Below are 23,102 nucleotides of genomic sequence, written 5' to 3'. Positions count from 1 at the left end.
AGACAGGCACAAGGCACTGCGCGGCGGACTCAAGCGGTGCGATCAGCAACCCTGACCACCCGTCGCAAACGCGGCGTCACGGCGGACGACGTGGACAGCCGGCGCTCGTCCGTGGCGACGGGGGCGGCGGACACCACCGCAGCGATCCCGCGCCCGACGCTGACCTACGCGGATGCGCTCGAGGGCGCCCGGAAAGGGCCGTTCCCGGGCGAGATCGAGCCCCAGCTCGCGACGCTCGTCACCGAGCCACCCCCGGGCGAGGGGTGGCTCTACGAGGTCAAGCTCGATGGTTATCGCATGCTCGCGAAGCTCCGTGGGGGTCGCGTGACGCTCCTGACCCGCCGCGGCCAGGACTGGACCGAGCGGTTCACGGGGGTGCGCGACGACCTCGCCCAGCTGCCTGCGCGGGAGGCCGTGCTGGACGGCGAGATCGTCGTTGTGAGGCCGGACGGCGTGACCGACTTCCAGGCCCTCCAGAACGCGCTCAGCGACGGGAATGGCAGGCGTGAGGGGCGCCTGATGTACTTCGTCTTTGACCTGCTCTACCTCGACGGCCGCGATCTCCGCGGGTGCACACAGGTCACCCGCAAGCGGGCGCTCAAGGCGCTGCTCGCAGAAGCGCCCGAGGAAGGGCCCCTGCGCTACACAGAGCACGTCGCGGAGGACGGCTCCGCCGTCGTCCAGCACGCGTGCGAGCTCGGGATCGAGGGCGTCATCGCGAAGCGCCCGGAGGCCCCCTACCGGAGCGGGCGCGGCGACAGCTGGCTCAAGGTGAAGTGCGGTCGGCGCCAGGAGTTCGTGATCGTCGGCTTCACCGAGCCGTCCGGCGCCCGGAAAGGGCTGGGGGCGATCCTCGTCGGCGTGAACAGGTCAGGCAAGCTCGCCTACGCCGGCAAGGTCGGCACGGGCTTCACGAGCAAGACGCTGACGACCCTGCGCAGCCGCCTCGATCCGATCGCGCGCGCCACGCCGGCCTGTTCAGGGGCGCCGCGCATGCGGGGCGTGCGCTGGGTCGAGCCCAGGCTCGTCGCCGAGGTCCGCTTTTCCGCGTGGACGCGCGACGGACGGCTGCGACACCCCTCCTTCGAAGGGCTCCGCGAGGACCGCACCCCGGAGTCGGTCACCGTCGAGCGCGAACAGCCGCCACCGCAATCGCCGCCTGGCGAGGCGGCCGGCGCGGCGCCAAACAGAGCGGCGGGCGCGGCGCCGAGGGGGACCGCGAGCACGGCGAGCCGCAAGGCTCCGCGCGGGGGCCGGAGCAGCGGCGCGGACCGGGTCGATGTCGCCGGGGTGCCGCTGACGAACCCCGACAAGGTGCTCTATCCCGCGCAGGGGATCACGAAGCTCGCGCTGGCCCGGTATTACGAACAGATCGCCGAGCACATGCTGCCCCACGCCGAGAAGCGGCTGCTCACGCTGGTCCGCTGCCCCGCGGGCCAGGGCAAGCCCTGCTTCTTTCAAAGGCACGAGGCCGAGGGGCTGTCCGAGGCGATCCAGCGGATGGCCGTCCAGGAGGACGACGGCGAGCGCACGTATCTCTATATCAAGACCACCGAAGGGCTCGTGTCGCTCGTCCAGATGGGGGCGCTCGAGGTGCACCTCTGGGGGAGCCGCGTGGACCGGATCGAGCAGCCCGACAGGATGGTGTTCGACCTCGATCCAGCGCCGGATCTCCCGTGGGAGCGCGTGGCGGACGCCGCGAGGACGGCGCGGCACCTCCTTTCGTCGCTGGGGCTACAGAGCTTCGTCAAGACGACCGGCGGCAAAGGCCTCCACGTCGTGGTCCCGATAGCGCCACGCAGGGGCTGGGACGAGGTGAAGGCGTTCACGAAGGCCGTGGCCGACGCGCTCGTGCGCTTCGATCCGGCGCGGTACACCGCGACGATGTCGAAGGCGAAGCGCGCCGGCAAGGTCTTCGTCGACTACCTGCGGAACGGGCGCGGCGCCACCGCTGTGGCGCCCTACTCGACGCGTGCGCGCCCCGGCGCAGCCGTCGCGACCCCGCTCTCGTGGGACGAGCTCGACGCGCCGCTCGATCCCGCCTCGTTCACCATCGACACGGTGCTGCAGCGCCTCGCCACGATCCGGGACCCATGGGCAGAGCTCACGAGCGTGCGCCAGTCGATCACCAGCGCGATGCTGAAGCAGGTCGAGCTCTGACCAGCTTCCCGACGCCCCCGACAAACTCAGGAGCCGGTGAGCTCACCGAAGAAGAACGACACCAGCGACACCGCGAATGGCTTTCACTGACGTTCCGTTCAGCATGGTCGTAATGACGCAGAAAGGCGGCGTGCGCTTGGTTGACGGCGCTGCGTGTGCGCTGCATCGTCCCCTGGGTCGGCCATGGCCAAGGATCGGGACTCCAGCGCCCTTTCGGAAATTGCAGAGCGACTTCACCAGTACGACGGTGAACCGCTGCGGGTCGAGTTCTTGGCGCGCGGCATCGACGCGCTCACCCAGGTCGCGGAGCGGCTCGATCAGAGCGAGCTTGGCGAGGTGGTCGCGTCGCCTAGCAATGCGGATGCCCTGGTGACAGCGCTCACGCAGCCGAGCGCCGTCGGCCTCTTTTTCGCTGCAGATCCGCTGACGCCGGCCCGCCTCCGCGGCCTGCAGGCGAGGGACGCGCTCCTCGCGGCCGAAGGGGGTACGCTCACCGCCGAGGAGGTCGGCGAGGGGATGCACCTCTCGCCCCGGGCGATCGAAGCGCGGCGCGCCGCCGGAAGGCTGCTGGCCGTCAGCATCGGCGGTCGTGGCCACCTCTACCCCGCATGGCAGTTCGCGGACGAGGGCCTGCTGCCGGGGTTGGAAGAGATCCTGGTCCTCCTCGAAGAGCACCCCCCGCTGGCGAAGGTCCGCTTCTTCCTCGCCGGCAACCTGCGCCTCGACGGCGAGCGGCCGCTCGACTGGCTCCGCCGCGGTGAGCTGGATCCCGTGCGGCTCGCCGCGCGCACCTTCGGTGAGCAAGGCGCGGCCTGAGAACGCGCCGCGATGACGAGACCGCCGCGCTCGACAGGGGTCCGGGCGAATGCGCTCCGCGCAGCGAACCCCGGACACGCGGGCCCGGAGCACGTGCGGGACGTTGAGCGCGTCGACGGCCCTGCCGCACGTCCGTGCGGAACAGAGTCACCATGATGACAACGCTCGGGGCCCATCCGGACCCGCCCCTCGACCTCGCGACGTCGCCGCTCCCCATCGCGATCTTCCGGCGGAGCTGGTTCCGGATCCACTGGCTCACGCGCGATCCGATGCACTTCGGTCGCTCGGGCGACAATCGCTTCGACGCGCCGGACGGCGAGTTCGGTGTGCTGTACGCCGGCAAGGACGCGCGCTGCGCCTTCATCGAGGTGTTCGGCCACGCGACCGGCGTGCGCTTCGTGGAGCAGAGCGAGCTCGCCGCGCGGGGGCTCGCGCGCATCGCGCCACGGCGGCCGCTGCGCCTCGTGAACCTCGCGGGAGAGGGGCTCGCGCGCCTCGGGGCCGACGCCCGCCTGACCTCGGGGGAGTCCTATCGGGCCGCCCACCGCTGGGCGCGCGCGATCCATGACCACCCGAGGCGACCCGACGGCATCGCGTACGCCGCGCGCCACGATCCGACCCGGATCTGCGCCGCCCTCTTCGAGCGCGTCAGCGCGGAGCTCGAGGTGACCCGGCTCGGCTCCCTCGCAGATCCGGCGCACGCCCCGCTGCTCGCCAGGCTTCTTGATACCTACAAGTTCGGGCTCATCTGAGCCTTGACGAGCGGACGGCGGCGCGGGGGCACGGCGGCCGACGACGCTCCGCCGAGCGCGATGGCGGAGCAGGGCGCGCGTGCGGGCTCCGCGCGCGCGCGCCGGCACAACCGGTGCTTCTCCTCGAAGCAGGCGCGCCGCCGCGGCGCCGCGATGGGCGGAGATCGCGGGACGCACGGCCGAGAGGCGGGGGTCCGATGAAAATCAAGAATCTGCGGCTGGAAACTGGCTATCTCGTGGAGCCCATCCCGCTCCAGAAGGGGATTGCGGTTCATCAGATCCAGATCACCACGGTGGGCGGACAGGGGTCGTCTCGGGTCCGGATCTCGCTCGATCCCAACCGCTGCACGGTGGACAGCTTCGGCGAGGCCAAGGCGTGCACGCGGGTGGCGCCGCTCCAGATCGAGGCGGACGTGGAGCTCCTCGAGGAGTGCGACGACAAGCAGCTGCTCGCCCTCAAGTTCGAGGGGGGGAACGGGCCAGCGGCCCGGCTCGCGCTCCTGCCCCTGTGCGGCACAGGCAAGGAGGCCATCGTCGCGCGGCTCCTGATCTTCGGGGAGACCGGGGAGATCATGGCCATCTTGCCGATGCAAGGATCGTCGGCCGGCTGCCTGGTGGCGTGAGCGCGCCCGGCGCGGCACCGCCGCGCCAGGCGCGCCGGGCGCCCTGCCGACCTCAGGGGCCGGGACAGGGGCGGTACACGAGGCCGTACTCGATCTGGACCTGGACGTCGGTCGTGTCGTTGGTCAACACCCCGGAGCTCGACGGCGCAAACCGGTTCGTGACATAGAGGCTTGTCTTGATGTTGAGCGGCCGGACGGTGCCGCACTCGGACCAGACCGTGGTCGTGAAGTTGTCCGTGCGCGAGAAGTTGCTCGTGAACGGCCCGATCATGCTCCACGTGAGCGGCCCCGAGGTGAGCGGCGACCCCGAGAAATAATACGATGTCTCGTGGAGCCCCTGGACGCCGCCCTCCAGGTCGGCGAATCCCCGGTACGTGGCGTCGAAGACCGCGACTTGCCACCCCGGATCGAACCGCAGATCCACGGCCAGCTGGCAGAACGCGCGGTTCGAGGCGCGGCCGATGCCCGGGCCGGCGTGCGCCTCGAACTGGTCGAAGATGACGGTCAACGCCTTCTGATCAGGCGAGATCACCCCGGCAGCGGAGCCGACAGGGCAGCCGCTGCCAGCATAGGTGAAGTTCGCGATCCGCGTATTCTGCGCCAGCGCAGGAAACGCGAAGAAAAACGCCGAACAAAAGCCGAACGCCCATCGCAGGAACATCGTCCCCCCCTTTCGCCGTCAGGCGACATCACATCGCCGTGCGTCGTCGCCGGCGCGCGCGTCACCGCTGTCGCACGCCGGTCGACATGTCGTGACGAGCATGCGATCCCCGCGCGCTCCGCGCAACTCGAGCGGGGCACCCTCGCCCGGCGCGGCGCCGCGAGACTGGCCGGAATCCATCGAATGATGTGAGGCCTGTGGGGCTCACGGACATTCGACCAGAGCCGGAGTGCAGGCGAAGCAGACGAAACGACGGAGAGGCCTGTCACGGCGGCGCGGCGACGCGGAATACCGGGACGAGATTCACGCGCTCGTCCCAGGACGGATGGCGCTTGTAGAAGAAATCGAGCCGAGCCTTCGCGTCGTTCGCAAACGCAGGATCGCGCAGGCGCTCATTGAACTCGGCGCGCAGCGCCGGATCCGCGGCGAGCATGCTGCGGGCCTCCTCCTCGGCGACGTAGGCCTCCATGTACTCCTTGCGCTCGAAGGAGGCGTTGAAGAAGCCCCAGGCGACGAGGGAGTCGGGCGCGAGCGGCTCGAGGAGGTGCAGGACGAGTGGCGCCCGCGGCTGCGCGATGGGAATGAACAGCGAGCCGGCCGGAAGATCCTGCCGCTCCGGCCGGAAGGCGCCCTGGAGCTTCACGCGCGTCCGACCCTCGAAGGGCCGCTCGAACGTCACCGCGTCGGCCCGGAACGCCTCGACGGGGAAGCCGGGGCGAGCCTCGGGGAGGATCTGGTAACGCACGCCGTGCAGGCGCAGCTTGTCGGCCACCCAGGCCGCGTGCGCCGCCGGGATGACGTAGCCGGCTTCAGGCGCGGTGACCGTCAGGTCCGGCTGGATGCGGTCGAACAGCGGCACGCGCCAGATCTCCGGGCGAGACTCGTCGTAACGGGTCCACGTGCCGCCCGAGATCTCCGAGGCGCGCTTCTCGTAAGCGAAGCCGCGGAAAGGGAAGATGCGCGGGACCGGCCCCGCGCGGTGCGTGAGGGCGAAGGGGGCGCCGGCGAGGCGCGCGCTCGCAGCGTCCGCGCGCTCGGCCGCGGCGCGGAGGGCGCCCGCGCCGGAACCGGAGGAGACGCGCTCGAAGAGCGCCGCGAGGAGGTCGTGGACCGCGCGCACGCGCTCCGCGTGGGTGGCCCAGCTGTGCGTCTCGACGAGCACGCCGATGCGGTTGCGGGCAGCGCTGTAGGACTGCGAGAAGCGCGGCGGTCCTGGCTCGGTGGAGATCCCCGACGAGGGATCGTCGTCCTCGCGGAAGGCCGGATAGAACGGGAGCGGCAGGTGACCGAGCACCGAGAGGCGCGCCTGGAGCTCCCCCGAGAGGGCGCGCGCCGCGGCGTCGAGTCCGCCGGGGTGAGGCACCGAGGGCTCCACGATCACCGCGATGTCGTGCTGGAACTTCGCGCCGTCCGTCGTGTGCAGGTCGACCAGGACCACCGGATCCCAGGCGTCGAGGAGCGCCAGCATGGCCCGCATCTCGGGCGCCTCGGCCTTCATGGTATCGCGGTTCAGGTTGAGGTTCTGCGCGGTGGCGCGGAAGCCCATCTCCTCGGGGCCGCGCTGGTTGGGCCGCTGGTTTCGACGGAACCGCTCGTGGCCGTCGACGTTGAAGACCGGCACGAACACCGCCGTGGCCGCCGCGAGGGCGCCGGGCGCCATCGCGCCGTCGAGCAGCTCGCGGAGCGCCCAGAAGCCGCCGTCCTTGCCGTCGATCTCGCCGGCGTGGATGCCGCCCTGGAACAGGATCACCGGGCGCCGCTTCGCCCGTGCCGCCGCGGGGTCGAGCGTGCCGTCGTCCGAGGCGGCGATCGCGAGCATGGGCCTGCCCTCGGGCGTCGTGCCGAAACGGACGCAGCGAGCGCGGCCCGGATAGGCCTGCTCGAAGTCGCGGCACAGCCGCTCGACCTCGGCATAACGACCGGTGCGCCGGAAGCCGGTCCGCTCGGCCTCGGTGACGAGCGAGGGCGCCTCGGGACGCGCAGACGGCGCTGGCCCGCCGCCGGCCGGCGCGCCGCGCGCCGGGGCCTGGCGGGGAGCGAGCAGCGCGGCCAGCGCGATCCCGAGGGCGGCGGTGTGATGAAGGAGCGCGGCGCGGGGGTGAGACATCGCGGGAGTCGAGCAAATTCCGCGGAGAGCGGCAAGGCGCGATCGTCCCTGTCGGCATCGGGCGAAGCGCGATGCCGGCCGAGCTCAGGACTGCTCTCTCCGCGGGGCGCGAATGGGCCGTGCTTCAGCGGGCGCGCGATGTCAGCGCCGTTGGTTTTGGCCAGACAGCCATTGTTCCAGGCGAGGTGCTCGCTGCGAGACGGGCGGCAAGCTCTAGCCGGTGGGCGCCGTGCCGCTCGGCGCAGCGCCGGGCACCGCGTGTGCCGTCGTGCCGTTCAGCACAGCGGGGCCCGCCGCGCCGTTCGGCGCAGCGGGAACTGCAGCGCCGGGCGATGCCGGCGCCGTGGGCCCAGCCGGGGCCTCGTCCGCCGGTGCGGCGGCGGTGTCGCTGGACGACGCCGCTCGGCCAGTGCGGCCCTTGTAGAGGGACGGCGCGATTGAATCGGCGTCCCCTTCATTCCAGCGCAGGTACGCGACGGCGCGGCGAGTCTGGTCGTAGGCGTGCACGAGCAGCGAAAACGCCCGCGCCCTCCTGTCTGCAGCCTCGGTCGGCCCAGGACCTTTGCCATGCTCCCTCACGCCGAGGGCCGCGAGGATCTGCGGCCCGATCTCCCCGGCGCGTCTCACTTCTTCCTCGGTCGCTGCCGTCTTGCCGGTGACCTCCGACCAGCTCGCGGTGAAGAGCGCCGAGAGCGCGACGAGGTCATTGGCCGTGTCGATGTACCCCTGTCCGGCCCGGATCTCCGCGACCGTGTCCGCGTCAAGCAGGCCGCGGCGGACAAGCGCCTCGGCGTCGCTCAGCAGGTTCTCGCGCAGCGGGGCCGCCTCCGCGAGCAGCGGCTTCAGCGAATTCTCGGCGCCTCCGCTCGACAGCCATGCGAGGTGCGCGTACCAGGCGGCGAGCGCATACGTCTCGAGCCGATCGAGCAACGCGACATCGTGCTGCGGCAGGTGCCCCGCGATGGCGGGGCGCAGCGCGAGGATGCCTGGCAATACGCCCAGCACCTGCGAGACTACCCGGGGGATGTCGAGGTTGATCGCGATCAACCGATCCGTGCTGAGCGCCTCGATCTCGGACAGCGTCTTGTCGAATGCCGCCGCTGCCTGGGGCGGAGCCGCGGGCTTCTTGGGCGCAGGCTTCTTCTTGAGTGGAGAAGGCTTCGTCATGAGGGGATGACCTCTCGTGTTCGTCGTCGCGGAGCAGCGGAGAACAGGGACAACGCGCTCCTCACCCCGCGCGCTGGACTTGATGTGAGCGCCAGGCGTACGCCCGACGTTCCGGGCAGGGATAATCACCCCTGCCGAGCCGTCAATCGATCTCCCGGGTGATTTTCTGAAGGCGTGCTGCCGAACGTCGTAATCTTGCGCCATGGCACTCGAGCCCGCGCAGGGGTGGGTAGCGACGTGGCCCTGGCAGAAGGGAGCCTGACCTCCCGGGGCCCGAGCCACCGGTTCGGGCGCTCTAGCGCAGTGACAGGCGCGCTGGGTGTGCCGATGATTGGACAGCGCGTGCTGTGCCATGAACCAGCGAGCATCGCTATGGACCACCGTGTTCGGTGCCAGGAAGGCGGCCGGCAGCTTCTCCCGGACCGTGTCCGGTGCCAGGAAGGCTGCCGGCAGCTTCTCCCGGACCGTGTCCGGTGCCAGGAAGGCTGCGGGGAGCCTCCCCCCGGACCGTGCCCGGTGCCACGAAAGCTGCCGGCAGCTTCTCCCGGACCGTGTCCGGTGCCACGAAAGCTGCCGGCAGCCTCACCTGGACCGTGTCCGGGTAGTGGCCGGTTTTGAGTGAAACTGGCTGGATCCGGCCAGCCTGACGATCTCGTGCGCTAGTTTCGGCGCAAGGAAGTGCTCCCCGCGGTGGCTGCAACCACCCGGGGAGCGTGGCCGAACCCCGAACCACGAGGTCCGACATGCTGACCGTAGTCCGTTCGCCTTCGGGCGAGCAAGAAGGCGAACGTGCGCCCAAGCGCCGCCGACGCCTCTGCGTCACCCGTTCCCTCTCCGACGTGGAGCGCATGCGGCTCCGCGCCGCACTGCGCAACCTGCGCGCCTTGTACGGCACGTGGGCATGCCTTGCCGAGGTGATGGGCATGCAGCCCCGCACGCTCCGCGCGATCGCGTCGGGCAAGTACGCCGGGTCGCCCGGCACCGCCATGCGCGCCGCGCGGGCCGCTGGAACCACCATCGAGCGCCTCCTAGGCCGACCGGTCGCCGCTGACCGCTGCCCGCACTGCGGCGCGCGCAGGGGTGCCCCATGAAGCCGTGGGGCCCGAACGCTGGCCCCGCTCGCGTCCTGAACATCGCCGAGATCGTCGCGCAGGAGCCGTTCATCCGAACCGTCCTGCGTGGCCTCGGCGTGCCCGTCGTCGATCTCGGCGATGTGGTCCAGGACGTCGTGCTTGGGGCCTGGATGAGCTCCCAAGCGGGTCGCTACAGACCCGACCGCACGCGCGAGCCTTTGGACGCGCTGAAGCGCTGGCTGTTCGGAGTGTGCCGGTTCCACTGCACGCACTACCACGAGCGCGCGTTCCGTCGCAGGGAGGTGCCCGTCTTCGACCCGTGGGCCGCCACGGGAGAGGAGCGCGTGGACCCCTGGCACATCGGTGAGCGCATCGACGCGGCCGAGGCGCTCATGGCGATCGCCGCGATGCCCGTCTGGGCTCGCGAAGTGCTCGTCCTCGCCGCGCTCGGGCACGGCGGCACCGAGATCGCCAAACTGCTCCGCATCCCGCTCGGCACGGCGGGCAGTCGCCTGCGGCTTGCCCGGGCCCGGCTCGCGCGGAAGCTGCGCCGACGCCGGTAGCCTGCCTCTCCCCGCCACAACCAAACCCTGAACGCACGCCCTTGGGCGCATGGGGCCATAGTCATCAGGTCTACTTCTCGTACTCGATTCGGAGGCTCTTCAACTTCCCCGCCACACGTTTCCCGCGCGCCATCACACTAATGCGCAGACTCTTATCGAGACTGGCCGTAAACCTTGTCTCTTCCAATGGATCTGTCCCGCCGACCGTGATGCCGACTCTCTGTAGCGAGTCGCCCACAAGGGCGTGGGCTTTCCCCCTTCTAGTCTCAGTATTTAAGTTATAAACGACGATTTCGTACGCCCTAGCCACAGACTCCTCTTCGGCCTTGTTGATGACCTGGTCGTACAGGTCGGCCGCATAGCTGAGCCGCTGCGCCTCAACGCGATCGAGTGTGCTTATCAGCGTCTCTGTCCCATCGAACACATTAGACAGTTCAATCCGCGTAAAGTTCTTCCCTATAACATCCGCCAGTTCGGCCAACCTGTCCACGCTTCTCTTTACGGCCTTTAGCAGCTCGGCCTTGTCTGCCGCCCGCTCCGGCGTCCCTGGCTTACTCACCCTGCCCATGTTAAGAATCTGCTGATATGCATCCAGCAACAAGCGAAAATAAGGTGATTCGTCGGCAGAGTCGCTCCCTAGGGCGCGTATCTCATCATGGAACCTGTTCATGCAGAAGTCGACGTAGCGCAGCGTAAACTCAGGATACGAGCCACCAAAAAAGCCAAGTTGACCAACCGGCTGCACAGCGAACTGCAACCGAAAGCTACCAGCGGCATATGGCAGAATCATCGGGCGTGCGGATACAAGTTTATTGCCGAAACTGCCTATCGCGTCGGACACCATGCCCGGGAAGGACGTCTCCAGCAGCCTAAGATCGGATGGGTCAGCCTGGTGGAGGTCGGCCAGCTTGCCTTTCAGGCTTGCACCGAAGACAAAAGAGCCTTCGAATCGCGTCTCTGGACAGTACGACTCTTCAGAAGGAAGATAGTCGTCAGGAATGCGGTCGACGCCAACGAGGTACACGTCGCAGCGCGACTGGTCGAACGCTCGATCGATGACGAATACGCGCCCCGCATTAAGAATGATATTCCGATATGATATCTTCCTGTGCATGAACAGGGAATACGTATCCACGGGGACTATTACATGAAAGAACCGCTCGACGCGCGCATCAACATCCTCCTCCACCGAGGATCCAATGATCCTAGACTGGTACCGATTAACACCGGTAAACAGTATTGGAACCTCGTCGAAGTGGAGCACTTCGTACTCGTCGGATATGAGTGCCAGATCTAGCGCCGCCTGGAGCAGTAGCTTGCGGTCTAGTGCAAACATGTGTCACCCGCCGCCGTGTCTAGGCACTCACTGATGTCGCCACTGTCGATGAGTATGAGGTGGCCGACGTTGAAATTGTCTGCTTTGAGAATGTCGTGATGAAGCGGGTCGCCGCTCGATGGGGTCGATGCCACCTTCCCTGCCGATGGCGTTAGCTTGACAATGCAGTAGTAGGGCGTTGCCTTAGGCTTGAAGGCTTTGGTCGTCCGGTAGTGCTTCATGAGTTCATCGTGATCTGTGTAAAGATGAACTGAAACACCCTTGTAACCGCATACGTCCTTACAGTAGCGCGACTGTTCTGGCTTGGTGGCGGGACGCCTTCCGAGATCCCACCACGACAGAAAGTCGCTTTCCTTTAGTTCCTTTCCCGAGGTGCGCCTTGCAAACGCATTGTTGCAATCAACCACAGCTCGCTTGTCGACGCAGCTGCACTGCGGACATTCAGGATCAACTGTGAGCCGGAAAAATGTCACATCCTTCGGCATCGGCCGAGGATACAAATCGCCGTATGGGCGCCAATCCTGAACGCCGTAGCAGTGCAAGGGGACGCGCGCCAATGTGGAGCAATGTGGTCGCTGCACAGTCCGCGGATGATAGCCCGGCGCGTGGACGCGTCGCGCCAGAAAAACTACGCGTGCCCGCGCGGCTATGACATACCCCGTCCTGCCGACATCTCCCCTGCGCGCTTCCGAGCGGTTTTCCTCGGCAAAATCGCTATAATCAGAGGACCTTAGACGAAAACGCCCCGCTCCCAGTTCGCAGCTGAGAGCAGGGCGGCAGAAGCCGTGCGGAGCGACCCGCCCGACGTCCTGGCAGACCGGATCGTGGGCCCTCCGCTGGGGAAAGGCAAGGGTCCCGTGGCGAACGTGCTCCCGGCGGAGAAGCGCCTGCGTGTGCTCGCGGCGCTCCTGGACGGCAACAGCGAGCGCGCCGTCGAGCGCATGACCGAAGTCAACAGGGAGACCGTGGGGCGTCTCTCGCTGGCCTTCGGGCGCGGCGCTGGGCGCCTGCATGACCGGCTCGTGCGCGACCTGCGCACGCCCCTGATCCAGGTAGACGAGATATTTGGGTACGTGCAGAAGAAACCTGCTCGCGTGACCGAGAAGGACGCGGACGGCATCGGCGAGGCGTACACGTTCGTTGCGATGGACACGCTGTCTCGTCTGGTCATCGCGTGGCGCGTCGGTCGCAGAGACCAGGAGACGACAGACGCCTTCATGGCTGATGTCCGCTCCAGACTGCTGGTGATGCCGCAGATCACGAGCGACGGATTCGCCCCTTACATCAGCGCCGTTGGAAAGGAGTTCGGGGCGAGCGTCGACTTCATGCAGACTGTCAAAAACTACCGCTCTGGCTCCTACCGCGGGCCGGACCATCGGTATGAGCCACCGCGTGATCCGTTCATCACGAAGCACACCATCTACGGCGCGCCGGATGCGAAGAAGGCGTCGACCGCGTACGTCGAGCGCCAGAACGGCACCCACAGGTCGCAGAACGGCCGCATGCGAAGGCTCTGCTATGCGTTCTCGAAGAAGTTCGATAACCACCGCGCTGCGGCGTCGCTGCACTACGTCGCGTACAACCTGTGCTGGGTGGTCAAGACCCTCCGCGTGACCCCGGCGATGCAGGCCGGGCTGACCGACCACGTGTGGACCGTGGACGAGCTCCTGGACGCGCTCATGACCGAGCCGGCCGGCGAGCCCCCGATGGCGCAGGCGCTCACTCATCGCGAGCCCTCCGCACCGGCACGCAAGCTGCCGTCCGGTCGGGGTTGGCTGCGCCTCGTGACCGAGCCGACGCCGGGGTTGAAGCGTCCGCACCGTGCTCCGGAGCCGCCCCCGGCATCGCCCCCGGTGCAGGCTGCTCCCCCTCCGCCGCCTGACCCGCCGCGGCGGCCGGTCCAGCTGGACTTGTTCTCCTGGAACCCCGGCCCGTCGGACACGCCGGAGGGGTAGGACCCAAATCCAGCCAGTCGAGGCCCGTGGCCGGATCCGGCCACCACCCGTGTCCGGTGCCAGGAAGGCTGCGGGGAGCCTCCCCCGGACCGTGTCCGGTGCCACGAAAGCTGCCAGACTGCGCCGTCTCCCGTAAGCTCGGCCAGAGATGAGCGCGCTCCCTTCCCGCCGTGCGCTGTCCCTTGGAGCGGCCCTGATCGGCGGCGCGGCGCTCCTCGCGCCGCTCGGCATCGCCTCGCTGCGCCGCGCCCCGGCCGAGGGGGTGGATGCCCCGGCGGCGCCCGGATCCCCCGATGCAGCGACGGCGCCAGTGGACGGCGGCGCCGGCCTTCTGGACGGCGACGCCGGCGCGCCTGCAGACGCAGCGGCCGGCCTCCTGGACGGCGGCTGGGACGCGGGCGGCGCGCGGTTCGAGCTGCCCGCGTGGTCCGCCGCGTCGCGCGCGGCCACCTACGGCGGGCTCTCGGCCGGCGCCTGCGAGAGGGAGATGAAGCGCCGCGGCATCCCGCACGCCCCGGCGCGCGGCGCCCCGCTGGTCGACCGGCCGATCAGGATCACCGGCGCGTTGCATGGGGTCACCTTCCGCGGCGACGGCGTGGCGAAGCCCAGGTCGGCTTCCCCGTTCGACATCGCCGATTGCCGGCTGGTCCTCGCGCTTGACGACCTAGCCGCCTTCCTGGCGACGCGCGGGATCGCCGAGGTGGTGCATTTCAGCATGCACCGGCCCGCGCCAGCGGGCACTGTCGCTCCGGCGAAGGCGCCCGCGAAGCCGCCGGCAGGCAAGAAGACCCTGAAGGGCGCCGGCAAGGCGGCGAAGGCGGGCGAGCACACCCCGAAGAAGCCGGCGGCGGCGCCCGGGCGCCCCAGCCAGCACGCCCTGGGACTCGCCATCGACGTGGCTGCCTTCGTGAAGGCCGACGGGACTCGGCTCGACGTGAAGGCCGACTGGCTGGGCGCCATCGGAGCGCCGCCGTGCGGCCCCGGATCGGAGCCGAAGGCGCCCACCCCCCACGCGCTCGAGCTGCGGGAGATCCTCTGTTCCATTTCCACGAGCGGGCTGTTCAACGTCGTCCTCACGCCCAACGCGAACGAGGCGCACGCGGACCACTTCCATTTCGATATCAAGCGAGACGCACGCTACTTCCTGCTGGAGTGAGCGCGCGTCACGGCGCGGTGTCGCTCCGCTGCAGTGGACGGATCGAGCGCCCGCCGGAGGCGAAAGGCCCGCACATACGCTGACCAGCGGGCCGCATTGCGTTATCGAGAGACATTTTCCACGGGCAAATGCCTCTTTGATGCCGTTCCTGCTGGTTGACGCCGCGCGGCTGGCGCAACTAGCGTGCACGCGGAATGAGGGACGGGGGCAAAGCGACCAGGCGAGAGTCCGTTGTGGCTGTTGTGCTCTGCGCGTGGAGCGCGAGCATGCTGACGGGATGCCCTTACTCGGACCCTTGCTGGGAGGTGGAAGCGTGCGCTCCGGATCCGGAGCCGCCGCCCGGACCGTGCGAGGGAGAGCCCGGCAAGGCGCAGGCGCTCGACGCGTGCGGGGTGTTCGTCAGCGAACACGGCGACGACGACGACCCCGGGACGAAGGACGCGCCGGTGAAGACGCTCCAGCGCGCGGTCGGGCTGGCCACGACCGGGCGAGGCGGCGGCGAGGCGCCGACCGGGCGCGTGTACGCTTGCCGTGGGTTGTTCGAGGAGGTGATCACGCTGCCCTCGGGCGTCGATCTCTGGGGCGGCCGACGCTGCGACGGAGGCGACTGGTCGTTCGGCGGGCCCGCTCAGCGGACGACCATCGCGCCGCCCGGGGGGGTCCCGCTGCGCGTCATCGAGGGAGAGGACGCGACGTCGACGATCTCCGGCGTGCGCGTCGTCGCGGCGGACGCCTCGGCGATCGACGGCAGGTCGTCGATCGCTGTGATCCTGAGCTACGGCGCCCGGGTGAAGCTGGTGTCGAGCGTGGTCATCGCGGGCAACGGCAAGGACGGGGAGCCCGGCGAGGACGCGCCGAGCGCCCGCGCGCAGAGCGGGCAGTTCGGGAACGACGGGGCGGACGCCTGCACGGAGGGCGCCGCGACGGGCGCCCTCCCGGCCGTGACCGCGTGCGGCGAGGGCATCGAGTCGACGGGCGGGTACGGGGGCGACGGCGGGATCGAGCAGGGCGGCAACGGCGCTTCGGGGCAGCCCGAGCCCGCACCGAACCCCGAGGGCAAGGGCCTCGGAGGAGCCGGCGCCGGCAGCATGGCGTGCAGCGACGGGAAAGATGGCGCGCCCGGCGCGGACCGTGGCCGCGCCGGCGGCGCGGCCGGCATTGGCTATCTCACCGACGACGGGTGGATCGGCGTCCGCGGTGACGACGGGGACCGGGGCGGCGTCGGCCAGGCGGGGGGCGGCGGGGGCGGAAGCAAGTCGGGCGACGGCGTGAGTCCCCCCGTGTGCCCGGCCTCCGGACCCCAGACCGGGGCGTCCGGCGGCTCCGGGGGCGGCGGCGGCTGCGGTGGCCTGGGCGGCAAGGGCGGCGCCTACGGCGGCGCGAGCATCGGCATCGTGGCGCTGGAGGGCACGGAGCTCACGGTCGAGGCCACGGAGGTGTTCACGGGCCGCGGCGGGAACGGGGGGACCGGCGGAACTGGCCAGCCAGGCGGTTTCGGCAGGCACGGCGGGAAGCGTGGCAACGGGTTCGTGGCCGGAATGTGGAACGCCTGCCATGGCGGCAGCGGCGGCAACGGCGGCCGCGGGGGCGACGCCGGCGGCGGGCTCGGCGGCCCGTCCGTCGGCATCGCGTACGTGGTCCCCAACCTGGCCCTCCGGCCCGGCGCCATCATCAAGGTCGGACCGGCTGGCGAGGGCGGCCTCGCGGGGAACGCCCCCGCGGACGATGAGGCAGGCAAAGGCGGTTCCGGTCCTTCGGCGGGGACCCAGGCGTTCAGCGGGCCGAGCGAGCTGCCCCGTTAGCCTTGGAGAGCGTGCGTCCCACGGGACGCTTCCGGTGAGGAATGCCCATGCGCGTGAAGTCCCTGTTCCTTCCGTTCGTCGTCCTGCCGCTCGCCATGGCCGGTTGCGGGAACCCGCCGGAGGTGAACGAGCCGGGCGGCGCACCGCCGTGCGACGCTCCGTCCGCCTGTCCGGGCGATGCCGTCCCGGAGTCGGCGTGCCTCGAGGAGCTCGCCGCGGATCGCGCCATGGACGGCTGCGGGGTGTTCGTCAACATCGACATCCTCGGCGGAAACGACGCGAACCCCGGCACGAAGGACCGGCCGGTTCGCTCGGCCCAGCGGGCGATCGAGCTCGCTCGCACCGGGCGCGGTCGCGTGTTCATGCCCGCCGATACCTTCGTGGGGGCGATCAGGCTTCCTTCCGGCGTGGACATCCATGCCGGCTTCGACTTCCTCGAATGGCGGCGCCGGAGCAGGGACGACAGCGGCCGCATCAATTCCGAGGTGGATGCGCGGATCGCGGTGATCGTCGAGCCGTCACGCCCGGGCGACACGGGGGCCGCGGACGGGGTCTCGACGCTCGATCACGTGTGGGTCCAGAGCGGGGTCCAAATCGGGGTGCTCGTTCAGTCCAACACCGCGGTGGAGATCGTCCATAGCGAGATCAGGGCGCTCTACGTCGGCAGGGCGGGTCACGACGGGGAAGAGTGGCGGCCGAGCCGAGCAGCGGCCGGCCCCGATGGCCTGTTCGGTGAGGACGGGTGTTCCGCCGCCACGATCCCCGGGGGCGCGGCGGTGACGAACCCGTGTGACGACGGAACGTCGAGCACCGGTGGCAAAGGCGGTGATGGGCTTCCCGCGCGGGCCGAGGACGGGGACACCGGTGACCCGGTGCCGGCGTCCGACCCGTACTCAGGCCTCGGCGGCGACGCGGAGCGCGAGGACAGCGTCTGCGAGAACGGCCGGTCCGGGCTCTCCGGGTCCCCGGGAACGGTGGGGGCGGCCGGCCAGGGCATCGGGCGCCTCACCGAGACGGGATGGGAGGGCGACAAGGGGACGGACGGCGGCAGGGGCACGCCGGGCCAGGGTGGAGGCGGGGGCGGCGGCCGGCGCGGCGGGCTCGCCGTGTGCACGGCGGCGGACAAGGGAGGGGCCAGCGGCGGCTCTGGAGGCGCTGGCGGTTGTGGCGGCCGAGGGGGTCGAGGCGGCGGGAACGGCTCGCCGTCGATCGGCCTCGCCGTGCTGCACGCCAGGGTGACGGTCCGGGACAGCGTCATCAAGGCGCCCGCCGGCGGGAGGGGAGGCCACGGAGGGCCGCCCCAGCAAGGCGGCGAACCCGGACGAGGCGCGCCGGGCGGCGACGGCCGCGACAGAGCGCGGGCCTGCGAGGGGGGCCGCGGCGGCGACGGCGGCGACGGCGGCTACGGCGGCCCGGGGCGCGGCGGCGACGTGATCGGGATCGCCTACCTCGACGAGGACCAACTCACGCTGGAGGGGGTCACGTACGAGCTCGGCTCGCCGGGCGGAGGCGGCACCAGCTGGAGCCACGACGGCACCATGACGACGGGAGAGGCTGGCGTCGCGGTGGAGACGCTGCGCTTCCCTGAGTAGGCCGGGTTGCGAGCCAGATCGAGCGATGGATAGGGCCGTCTTCCCCGTCGTGGCAGAGCTCGCCCCCGGCGTCGTCCTCCGCGCCCACGTGGCCCTGGCCCGACCGCCCCCGGCCGGCGCCTCGGCGCGACCGAAGAGAGGTTCTGCACCGATCTCGATGAGCTACGGACTCGCAGGCTCATCGACCCTCTCGCCGAGCCTGCGCTTTATCCAAGCGGGAGCACCTCGACGTACTCTGATCGCCCCGTCTGCTTCACGCACGAAGTCGTGCGCAAAGACGATTACGGACTTGGTAGGTCGAAACGCGGCAGGATCGGAGCGTGGTCCAGCATCTGGCCCGGCATACCATCCGATCTCTCCGCTGGGGAGCTTTCGTCCGATGATGAGGCCGTCACCGTCGATCGGCCCATCGTCGGGTTTATGGATGCCGATCGTTCCATCCGCCTCTTGGACGATCACAGCCTCGGGTAGGCTGTCCAGACGACCGTGATAGCTTCTGATCTCTTCGGCGATGATCTCTTGGACGGTCGGTTCGACGTTGGAAGCTGGAGGCTCGGGTTCGGGGGTCTCGGGAACGCTGGACGGCGCGGCCTCTGGTTCCGCCGTGTCCATGGCCATGCAGAGTTCCAGTTTTGCCCTGGTCGAGGCCAGGGCGCTTCGTTCGGCCTCGCACTCATCGTCGGCAGGCGTCGTGCCAGGAGACGTGGGTGACCCGCTGGCATCCGCTGCGACACCTGACGCATCGTGTGGTACGGCGCGTCCGAGGAAGACGCCAAGGATGCCAGCCCCGGCAATGATGACGAACCCGAAGGCGCGAGGACTTGTCATGGCGTATTCTCACTGCGGCGGCTTCGACGGTTCATCGATCTTTCCGCCGAACATGAACTGCACGCCAGGGCTCGCAGGCTTTCCGTTGATTGTGATCGTTCCATCCGGTTCACGGTTCCAGACGGGTCGCGGAGGGATAGGGGGATCCCAGGGGCGGAATGCGTCGGGATCTGTGCGTGGTCCGGCGTCTGGCCCTGCATAAACTCCGAGCCGTCCGCTGGGCAACTTGCGCGCGACGATGTACCCATCGCCGTCATCCGGCCATTCGTCAGGTTTGTAGACACCGGTCCTCCCATCATCGTGCTGGACGATCACGGCCTCGGAATAGCTGTCCAAGAGCCGGCGATTTCGACGGATCTCTTCGACCTTCGACATGCGCTGGTCGAAGTGCTGGGATCCCGGAGGATCGGCCTCGGATGGCTTGGCAACGCCAGATGGCTCGGCCTCGGGAACCCGCGAACGAAGAACCGTACAGATATCCAGTTGTGCCCTGGTCGAGGCGAGAACGGCGCGTTCCTCTCTGCAGCCACGGCCGGGAGATGCCGCAGTCGAACTCGGGGACGATGCGCTCGGAAACGCTTGTGCGCCTGGCGCGTCGCGCATAGAGACCCGTCCAATGAAGGCGCCAGCGACGCCGGCAATGAGTGCGAATACAATGCAGCCACGAATTGTCATCGCGCCTCTCGCGAATTCACGCCTCGTCCCCAGCGGCAGGTTCGCTGACGAGCGGCAACATTGGCCCCCGCGGCGCGCGTAGAAACAGCATTCGCTCTCACAAAAGAGCAAGCCCGCCGCCGTATGTCTTCCCGATGCAGCGAGACTCTTCTCACCAGAATGCGGCGTCAATGGGTAACCAGGAGTACAAATTCTGTCCGTGCGCTAGTGAAGAGCGCCCAGCCAAAGGCATCGGGCGCATCACCGAGACGACAAGGCGGCAAAGGGCAGCAGGGGCATGCCGGGTCAAGGCGGATCCCTGGCAGCGGTCCGGTCCACGTCCCAGCACGGCGTACGCCGGCGCTGCAAAACCCACACCGGACGCGAAACACGCTTCGCGGCGCCCCCTCCCCCGAGCTCCCCATATCAGCTGTGCAATCTGGACAGACGCGGCGCTTTGTGCGAACTCTTGATGAAGAACATGTCGGTCACGTGTCGCAGCCATGTTCGCGTCCTGTCTGCTGGCGAGGTCCACTGGGAAGAGTGGACCCCCTCCCGGAACGGCGGCGCGGGCCAGCGTCCCGTGGTCCTCGTACACGGCCTGTCCGATAGCTGTCGGACATGGAACCGCATCGCCCCCGCGCTCGCGGCGGCAGGGCGCCGGGTCGTCGCGCTCGACCTGCCCGGCCATGGCGACTCGGCACGGCCCGACGCTCCCTATACGGTCGCGTGGTATGCGGGCGTGGTCGCTGAATGGATCCGTGCCCTCCGGCTCGGCGATTTCGATCTGGTGGGGCACTCGTTCGGCGGCAGCATTGCAATGTGTGTGGCCACCGAGCGGCCAGGGCGCATCCACCGCGTCGGGCTGGTCGCCGCGGGCGGCATCGGGACGGAGGTCGCGCTGCCGCTGCGCCTCGCCGCGGTGACCGGGCTGATCGAGCTGGCCGCGCCGCTGCTCATGGGCGTCGGCACGCACGCGGGGGTGCTGGTGCTCGGCGGCGATTTCAACGCGGAAGAGCGCAGGCACCTCGCCCGGATGAACGCGCGGCCCGGCACGGCGCGCGCCCTGTCGCGCACGCTCCGCCACGCGATCGACCTGCGCGGCCAGCGCCATCACCTCATGGACATCGCTCATCGGCTCCCGGAGATACCGCCGCTCGCCGTCTACTGGGGCGAGCGCGATCAGGTGATCCCGGCGCGCCACGCGGCGGACATCGATCGCTATCTCGAAGGCGTGGCCGTGCGGCGCTTCGCGAAGGCGGGGCACTACCCGCACCGGGAAGCGGCGAGCGATCTCGCCCCGGATCTCCTCCGCTTCCTCGACGAGCCGCGGCCCGCCCCGCGCCTGCGCGCCGGGGCACGCGCGCCGCGGGCGTCTGCCGCCGGGACGCGCGCCCCGCAGGCCAGCCCCCGGTGGCAGCCCTGGCCGGACGCCGCGGTCAGGCGCTGGGCGCGGAGCTCGCTCTCACCGCTGGTCCGGCAGACACCGCAGCAGGACACAGGCGACTCGGCATCTCCCGCCGACCTCGGGAGCCGCCCGCCGCCCGTTCCCTGCTGACGCCGCGCCGCGCTTCGCTGTGACGCCGCGCACGCCCCTCCTGCCGACGCCACGCCACCCCTTCCCTGTTGACGCCGCGCCCCCCGGTGCGGTTTTCTCGGGCGCCGGTGCAACTCGAATGTGAGACCTGCGGCGCCTCGCTGCGCGTTGAAGCGGACCAGCGTACCGCGGTGTGCCCTTATTGCGCCTCGCCGTCGGTCGTGGAGCGTCCGCCCTCGAACGATCGGCCATCGCCGCACTTCGTCGTCGGGTTCACCACGACCCGGGAGAGCGCGCAGGGCGCGGTCAAGGCGTGGCTGGGAAAGCGGAGCCTCTTCGCGCAGTCCAGCGTCAAGACGGCGGCGATCGACTCGATCCGCGGCGTCTACACGCCCGCCTACCTGTACTCGGCGATGGCACAGACGCGCTACGCGGCGCAGATCGGCGAGGACTACCAGGAAACCGAGACGTACACGACGACCGACGAGAAGGGAAACAGCGTCACCCGGACGCGCACCGTCACCAGGACCGAGCACCGGCACCTCGAAGGCCAGCATGCGACCTACGTCATGGACGTGCTCGTCGTGGCGTCTCGCGCGGTCCCGAACGCCGAGCTCCAGGCGATCGAGCCGTTCGACCTCCGCACGATGCGGCGCTACACGCCCGCGGTGCTCAGCGGCTGGATCGCCGAGGAGCCGACGATGACCCAGGCCGAGTGCTACGGCCTCGCGCGGCGGGAGGCGCTGGAGAAGATCGGCCGCGACCTCTCGGGCTTCATGCCCGGAGACAGCCACCACGGCCTGACGCACGAGACGCGCCTCGACCGCGAGACGCTCGAGCTGCTCTATGTGCCCCTCTGGGTGCTCGCCCTCCGGCACGACCCGCAGAAGCCGCCCTTCCGGGTCCTCATCAACGGCCAGACCGGCGCGATCCACGGCAAGGCCCCCGTCTCCTGGATCAAGATCGCCCTTGCCGTCGTGCTCGTGATCGCGCTGATCGCGGCGCCGTTCGTGCTCGCCGCGGCGTACGACCGGGGCCGCGATCCGGCTGAACGGCGCGGCGCCGCGCGGCCGCCCGCCCCCGCCGCCGCCCCCGCGCCGACCGAGCGCGTCCGCCCCGGCGGGAGCAGGCCCACACCGACCGGAGAGACGCGATGAGCGTGAGCATGGACGTCGCCTCGGCCACCACGAGCGCCACGGGGCCGTGCTGCGCGCGCTGCCAGGGGCCGCTGGAGCTGGGGGACCTGCGCTGCGCGATCTGCGGCCTCGCCGCGCCCCAGGGCCGCGCCCCGGCCCCGCAGGCGGTGCAGGTGCTGCGGTGCACCGAGTGCGGCGCCGCGGTCGCGTACTCGGCCGAGGCGCAGGCGCCGAAGTGCCGCTTCTGCGGCGCCGTCACGCGGCTCGAGCAGCCGGTCGACCCGATCGATCAGGCCGACTGGCTGCTCCCGTTCGGGGTGCCCCCCGATCAGGCCGGTCAGGCGCTGCGCCAGTGGATGTCGACGCTCGGCTTCTTCCGGCCGTCGGATCTCTCGCGCGCGGCGACCGTCGAGGGGCTGCGCCCGATCTGGTGGGCGGGCTGGCTCGTCAGCGCGGACGCCGTGGTGAGCTGGACGGCGGACTCGAACGCTGGCGCCCACCGGAGCAGCTGGGCCCCGCATGCCGGACAGACGCAGCTGCCGTTCCGCAACCTGCTCCTGTCCGCCTCACGCGGGCTCTCGCTCAACGAGGCCCTGGAGCTCGCGCCGTACTTCCGGCTCGACCGGGCGGTGCCTGCCGCGCACCGGACACAGCAGCAGCTCGGCCCGCCCGACGCGGTGCTGGAGCAGTTCGACGCGCAGCGCTCGGCGGCGCGGAAGATCGTCAGCGAGCGGATCGCCGCCAGCGCAGAGGACGCCCTGAAGCGAGGCGTCATCCCAGGGTCCACGTTCCGCAACGTGCACGTGGCGGTGCTCCTGCACGCGCTCGAGACCCGCCGGCTGGCGCTGCCGTCGTACGTGCTCGCCTACCGCTACAAGGGGCGCAGCTACCGCGCCGTCGTCCACGGCCAGGACGCGAGCCACGTCACAGGCACGGCGCCGATCGCGTGGGGCAAGGTGGCGCTGGTGGTCGCCGGCGTGCTCGTGCTCGTCGTGCTCGTGATCGGGGCGCTCGTGCTCGCCCGCGCAGCGTAGCTTCTCCCGCTGCGCGGTCCCCTCCCCGGCTCCGGCGCTGCGCACGCGGCGGACCTGCCAGCCGCTGTGGCGGAATGCCTCGAACGCACGCTCGGTGCGGCATAGCAGAGCCCTGATCCGCTTCCTCTACCGCGCGCTCCAGCCATGGTC

Annotated in this window: 20 protein-coding genes; 13 read left to right on the top strand and 7 right to left on the bottom strand. The window is 70.0% G+C overall.

Features of this window, described 5'->3' with window-relative positions; translation table 11 throughout:
- Positions 1 to 36: 36 nt before the first annotated feature.
- From ligD to WME79_RS19890, 4 genes are all read left to right on the top strand, one after another.
- A complete protein-coding gene (ligD, locus tag WME79_RS19905) occupies positions 37 to 2,160 on the top strand; it encodes a DNA ligase D (RefSeq protein WP_437538197.1) in 2,124 nt (707 codons plus the stop codon).
- Positions 2,161 to 2,343: 183 nt separating this feature from the next.
- The gene (locus WME79_RS19900; protein WP_437538195.1) at positions 2,344 to 2,976 is read left to right on the top strand and encodes a hypothetical protein; all 633 of its coding nucleotides are present in this window, start codon (positions 2,344 to 2,346) and stop codon (positions 2,974 to 2,976) included.
- A 152-nt stretch (positions 2,977 to 3,128) separates the two neighbouring features.
- The gene (locus WME79_RS19895; RefSeq protein ID WP_437538193.1) at positions 3,129 to 3,728 is read left to right on the top strand and encodes an RES family NAD+ phosphorylase; all 600 of its coding nucleotides are present in this window, start codon (positions 3,129 to 3,131) and stop codon (positions 3,726 to 3,728) included.
- A gap of 197 nt (positions 3,729 to 3,925) precedes the next feature.
- Positions 3,926 to 4,351 carry a hypothetical protein gene (locus WME79_RS19890; RefSeq protein ID WP_437538192.1) on the top strand — a complete coding sequence of 142 codons (426 nt, stop codon included), beginning with the start codon at positions 3,926 to 3,928 and terminating at the stop codon, positions 4,349 to 4,351.
- A 52-nt stretch (positions 4,352 to 4,403) separates the two neighbouring features.
- Here WME79_RS19890 and WME79_RS19885 read toward each other — a convergent pair whose 3' ends face one another.
- The 3 genes from WME79_RS19885 to WME79_RS19875 all read right to left on the bottom strand — a co-directional run bounded on the left by WME79_RS19885 (position 4,404) and on the right by WME79_RS19875 (position 8,286).
- Positions 4,404 to 5,012, bottom strand: coding sequence for a DUF4360 domain-containing protein (locus WME79_RS19885; RefSeq protein ID WP_437538190.1), 609 nt, complete (start codon positions 5,010 to 5,012; stop codon positions 4,404 to 4,406).
- Positions 5,013 to 5,277: 265 nt separating this feature from the next.
- Complete coding sequence (locus WME79_RS19880; RefSeq protein ID WP_437538188.1) at positions 5,278 to 7,119, bottom strand: M14 family zinc carboxypeptidase; 1,842 nt, start codon at positions 7,117 to 7,119, stop codon at positions 5,278 to 5,280.
- Between the two features lie 213 nt (positions 7,120 to 7,332).
- The gene (locus WME79_RS19875) at positions 7,333 to 8,286 is read right to left on the bottom strand and encodes a hypothetical protein (protein ID WP_437538186.1); all 954 of its coding nucleotides are present in this window, start codon (positions 8,284 to 8,286) and stop codon (positions 7,333 to 7,335) included.
- A 743-nt stretch (positions 8,287 to 9,029) separates the two neighbouring features.
- Between WME79_RS19875 and WME79_RS19870 the strand changes: the two genes are divergently transcribed.
- The gene (locus tag WME79_RS19870) at positions 9,030 to 9,377 is read left to right on the top strand and encodes a transcriptional regulator (RefSeq protein WP_437538184.1); all 348 of its coding nucleotides are present in this window, start codon (positions 9,030 to 9,032) and stop codon (positions 9,375 to 9,377) included.
- A complete protein-coding gene (locus WME79_RS19865; RefSeq protein WP_437538182.1) occupies positions 9,374 to 9,922 on the top strand; it encodes a sigma factor-like helix-turn-helix DNA-binding protein in 549 nt (182 codons plus the stop codon). The genes WME79_RS19870 and WME79_RS19865 overlap by 4 nt, the downstream gene beginning before the upstream one ends.
- A 70-nt stretch (positions 9,923 to 9,992) precedes the next feature.
- Here WME79_RS19865 and WME79_RS19860 read toward each other — a convergent pair whose 3' ends face one another.
- Both WME79_RS19860 and WME79_RS19855 read right to left on the bottom strand, forming a co-directional pair.
- Entirely contained in the window at positions 9,993 to 11,258 is a 1,266-nt protein-coding gene (locus tag WME79_RS19860; protein ID WP_437538180.1) for a hypothetical protein, read from the bottom strand.
- Positions 11,246 to 11,743: a hypothetical protein gene (locus WME79_RS19855; protein WP_437538178.1), complete on the bottom strand. Its 498-nt coding sequence runs from the start codon at positions 11,741 to 11,743 to the stop codon at positions 11,246 to 11,248. The genes WME79_RS19860 and WME79_RS19855 overlap by 13 nt, the downstream gene beginning before the upstream one ends.
- A 372-nt stretch (positions 11,744 to 12,115) precedes the next feature.
- On the opposite strand from WME79_RS19855, the gene WME79_RS19850 reads away from it, so the two are divergent.
- From WME79_RS19850 to WME79_RS19835, 4 genes are all read left to right on the top strand, one after another.
- Positions 12,116 to 13,213, top strand: a complete 1,098-nt coding sequence (locus WME79_RS19850) for a hypothetical protein (protein WP_437538177.1) — start codon at positions 12,116 to 12,118, stop codon at positions 13,211 to 13,213.
- Between the two features lie 148 nt (positions 13,214 to 13,361).
- Complete coding sequence (locus WME79_RS19845; protein WP_437538175.1) at positions 13,362 to 14,369, top strand: extensin family protein; 1,008 nt, start codon at positions 13,362 to 13,364, stop codon at positions 14,367 to 14,369.
- Positions 14,370 to 14,635: 266 nt separating this feature from the next.
- On the top strand, positions 14,636 to 16,171 hold the full coding sequence (locus WME79_RS19840) for a hypothetical protein (protein ID WP_437538173.1): 1,536 nt from the start codon (positions 14,636 to 14,638) through the stop codon (positions 16,169 to 16,171).
- A 47-nt stretch (positions 16,172 to 16,218) separates the two neighbouring features.
- Positions 16,219 to 17,763, top strand: coding sequence for a hypothetical protein (locus WME79_RS19835; RefSeq protein WP_437538171.1), 1,545 nt, complete (start codon positions 16,219 to 16,221; stop codon positions 17,761 to 17,763).
- 162 nt (positions 17,764 to 17,925) lie between these two features.
- On the opposite strand, the gene WME79_RS19830 is transcribed toward WME79_RS19835, so the two are convergent.
- Together WME79_RS19830 and WME79_RS19825 are read right to left on the bottom strand one after the other, a co-directional pair.
- Entirely contained in the window at positions 17,926 to 18,591 is a 666-nt protein-coding gene (locus WME79_RS19830; RefSeq protein ID WP_437538170.1) for a hypothetical protein, read from the bottom strand.
- A 9-nt stretch (positions 18,592 to 18,600) separates the two neighbouring features.
- The gene (locus WME79_RS19825; RefSeq protein WP_437538168.1) at positions 18,601 to 18,966 is read right to left on the bottom strand and encodes a hypothetical protein; all 366 of its coding nucleotides are present in this window, start codon (positions 18,964 to 18,966) and stop codon (positions 18,601 to 18,603) included.
- A gap of 751 nt (positions 18,967 to 19,717) precedes the next feature.
- Between WME79_RS19825 and WME79_RS19820 the strand changes: the two genes are divergently transcribed.
- From WME79_RS19820 to WME79_RS19810, 3 genes are all read left to right on the top strand, one after another.
- Complete coding sequence (locus tag WME79_RS19820) at positions 19,718 to 20,803, top strand: alpha/beta fold hydrolase (RefSeq protein WP_437538166.1); 1,086 nt, start codon at positions 19,718 to 19,720, stop codon at positions 20,801 to 20,803.
- 68 nt (positions 20,804 to 20,871) lie between these two features.
- A complete protein-coding gene (locus tag WME79_RS19815; protein WP_437538164.1) occupies positions 20,872 to 21,939 on the top strand; it encodes a hypothetical protein in 1,068 nt (355 codons plus the stop codon).
- The gene (locus tag WME79_RS19810) at positions 21,936 to 22,952 is read left to right on the top strand and encodes a zinc ribbon domain-containing protein (RefSeq protein WP_437538162.1); all 1,017 of its coding nucleotides are present in this window, start codon (positions 21,936 to 21,938) and stop codon (positions 22,950 to 22,952) included. Before WME79_RS19815 ends, WME79_RS19810 begins: the two co-directional genes overlap by 4 nt.
- The last annotated feature ends 150 nt before the right edge of the window (positions 22,953 to 23,102 follow it).

It is taken from the genome of Sorangium sp. So ce726 (assembly GCF_051521405.1).
GTDB lineage: Bacteria > Myxococcota_A > Polyangia > Polyangiales > Polyangiaceae > Sorangium.
The sequence above is the reverse complement of the archived record's forward strand: the minus strand, read 5'-3'. Positions and strand labels throughout refer to the sequence as shown.

Bases quoted from the DNA above. Each gene is read 5' to 3' on its own strand.
- WME79_RS19830 (WP_437538170.1), bottom strand. From the start codon at position 18,591: ATGACAAGTCCTCGCGCCTTCGGGTTCGTCATCATTGCCGGGGCTGGC.
- WME79_RS19840 (WP_437538173.1), top strand. From the start codon at position 14,636: ATGCTGACGGGATGCCCTTACTCGGACCCTTGCTGGGAGGTGGAAGCG.
- WME79_RS19900 (WP_437538195.1), top strand. From the start codon at position 2,344: ATGGCCAAGGATCGGGACTCCAGCGCCCTTTCGGAAATTGCAGAGCGA.
- WME79_RS19865 (WP_437538182.1), top strand. From the start codon at position 9,374: ATGAAGCCGTGGGGCCCGAACGCTGGCCCCGCTCGCGTCCTGAACATC.
- WME79_RS19890 (WP_437538192.1), top strand. From the start codon at position 3,926: ATGAAAATCAAGAATCTGCGGCTGGAAACTGGCTATCTCGTGGAGCCC.
- WME79_RS19835 (WP_437538171.1), top strand. From the start codon at position 16,219: ATGCGCGTGAAGTCCCTGTTCCTTCCGTTCGTCGTCCTGCCGCTCGCC.
- WME79_RS19825 (WP_437538168.1), bottom strand. From the start codon at position 18,966: ATGTCGAAGGTCGAAGAGATCCGTCGAAATCGCCGGCTCTTGGACAGC.
- WME79_RS19810 (WP_437538162.1), top strand. From the start codon at position 21,936: ATGAGCGTGAGCATGGACGTCGCCTCGGCCACCACGAGCGCCACGGGG.
- WME79_RS19820 (WP_437538166.1), top strand. From the start codon at position 19,718: ATGAAGAACATGTCGGTCACGTGTCGCAGCCATGTTCGCGTCCTGTCT.
- WME79_RS19880 (WP_437538188.1), bottom strand. From the start codon at position 7,119: ATGTCTCACCCCCGCGCCGCGCTCCTTCATCACACCGCCGCCCTCGGG.
- WME79_RS19895 (WP_437538193.1), top strand. From the start codon at position 3,129: ATGATGACAACGCTCGGGGCCCATCCGGACCCGCCCCTCGACCTCGCG.
- WME79_RS19870 (WP_437538184.1), top strand. From the start codon at position 9,030: ATGCTGACCGTAGTCCGTTCGCCTTCGGGCGAGCAAGAAGGCGAACGT.
- WME79_RS19845 (WP_437538175.1), top strand. From the start codon at position 13,362: ATGAGCGCGCTCCCTTCCCGCCGTGCGCTGTCCCTTGGAGCGGCCCTG.
- WME79_RS19860 (WP_437538180.1), bottom strand. From the start codon at position 11,258: ATGTTTGCACTAGACCGCAAGCTACTGCTCCAGGCGGCGCTAGATCTG.
- WME79_RS19885 (WP_437538190.1), bottom strand. From the start codon at position 5,012: ATGTTCCTGCGATGGGCGTTCGGCTTTTGTTCGGCGTTTTTCTTCGCG.
- WME79_RS19875 (WP_437538186.1), bottom strand. From the start codon at position 8,286: ATGACGAAGCCTTCTCCACTCAAGAAGAAGCCTGCGCCCAAGAAGCCC.
- WME79_RS19855 (WP_437538178.1), bottom strand. From the start codon at position 11,743: ATGCCGAAGGATGTGACATTTTTCCGGCTCACAGTTGATCCTGAATGT.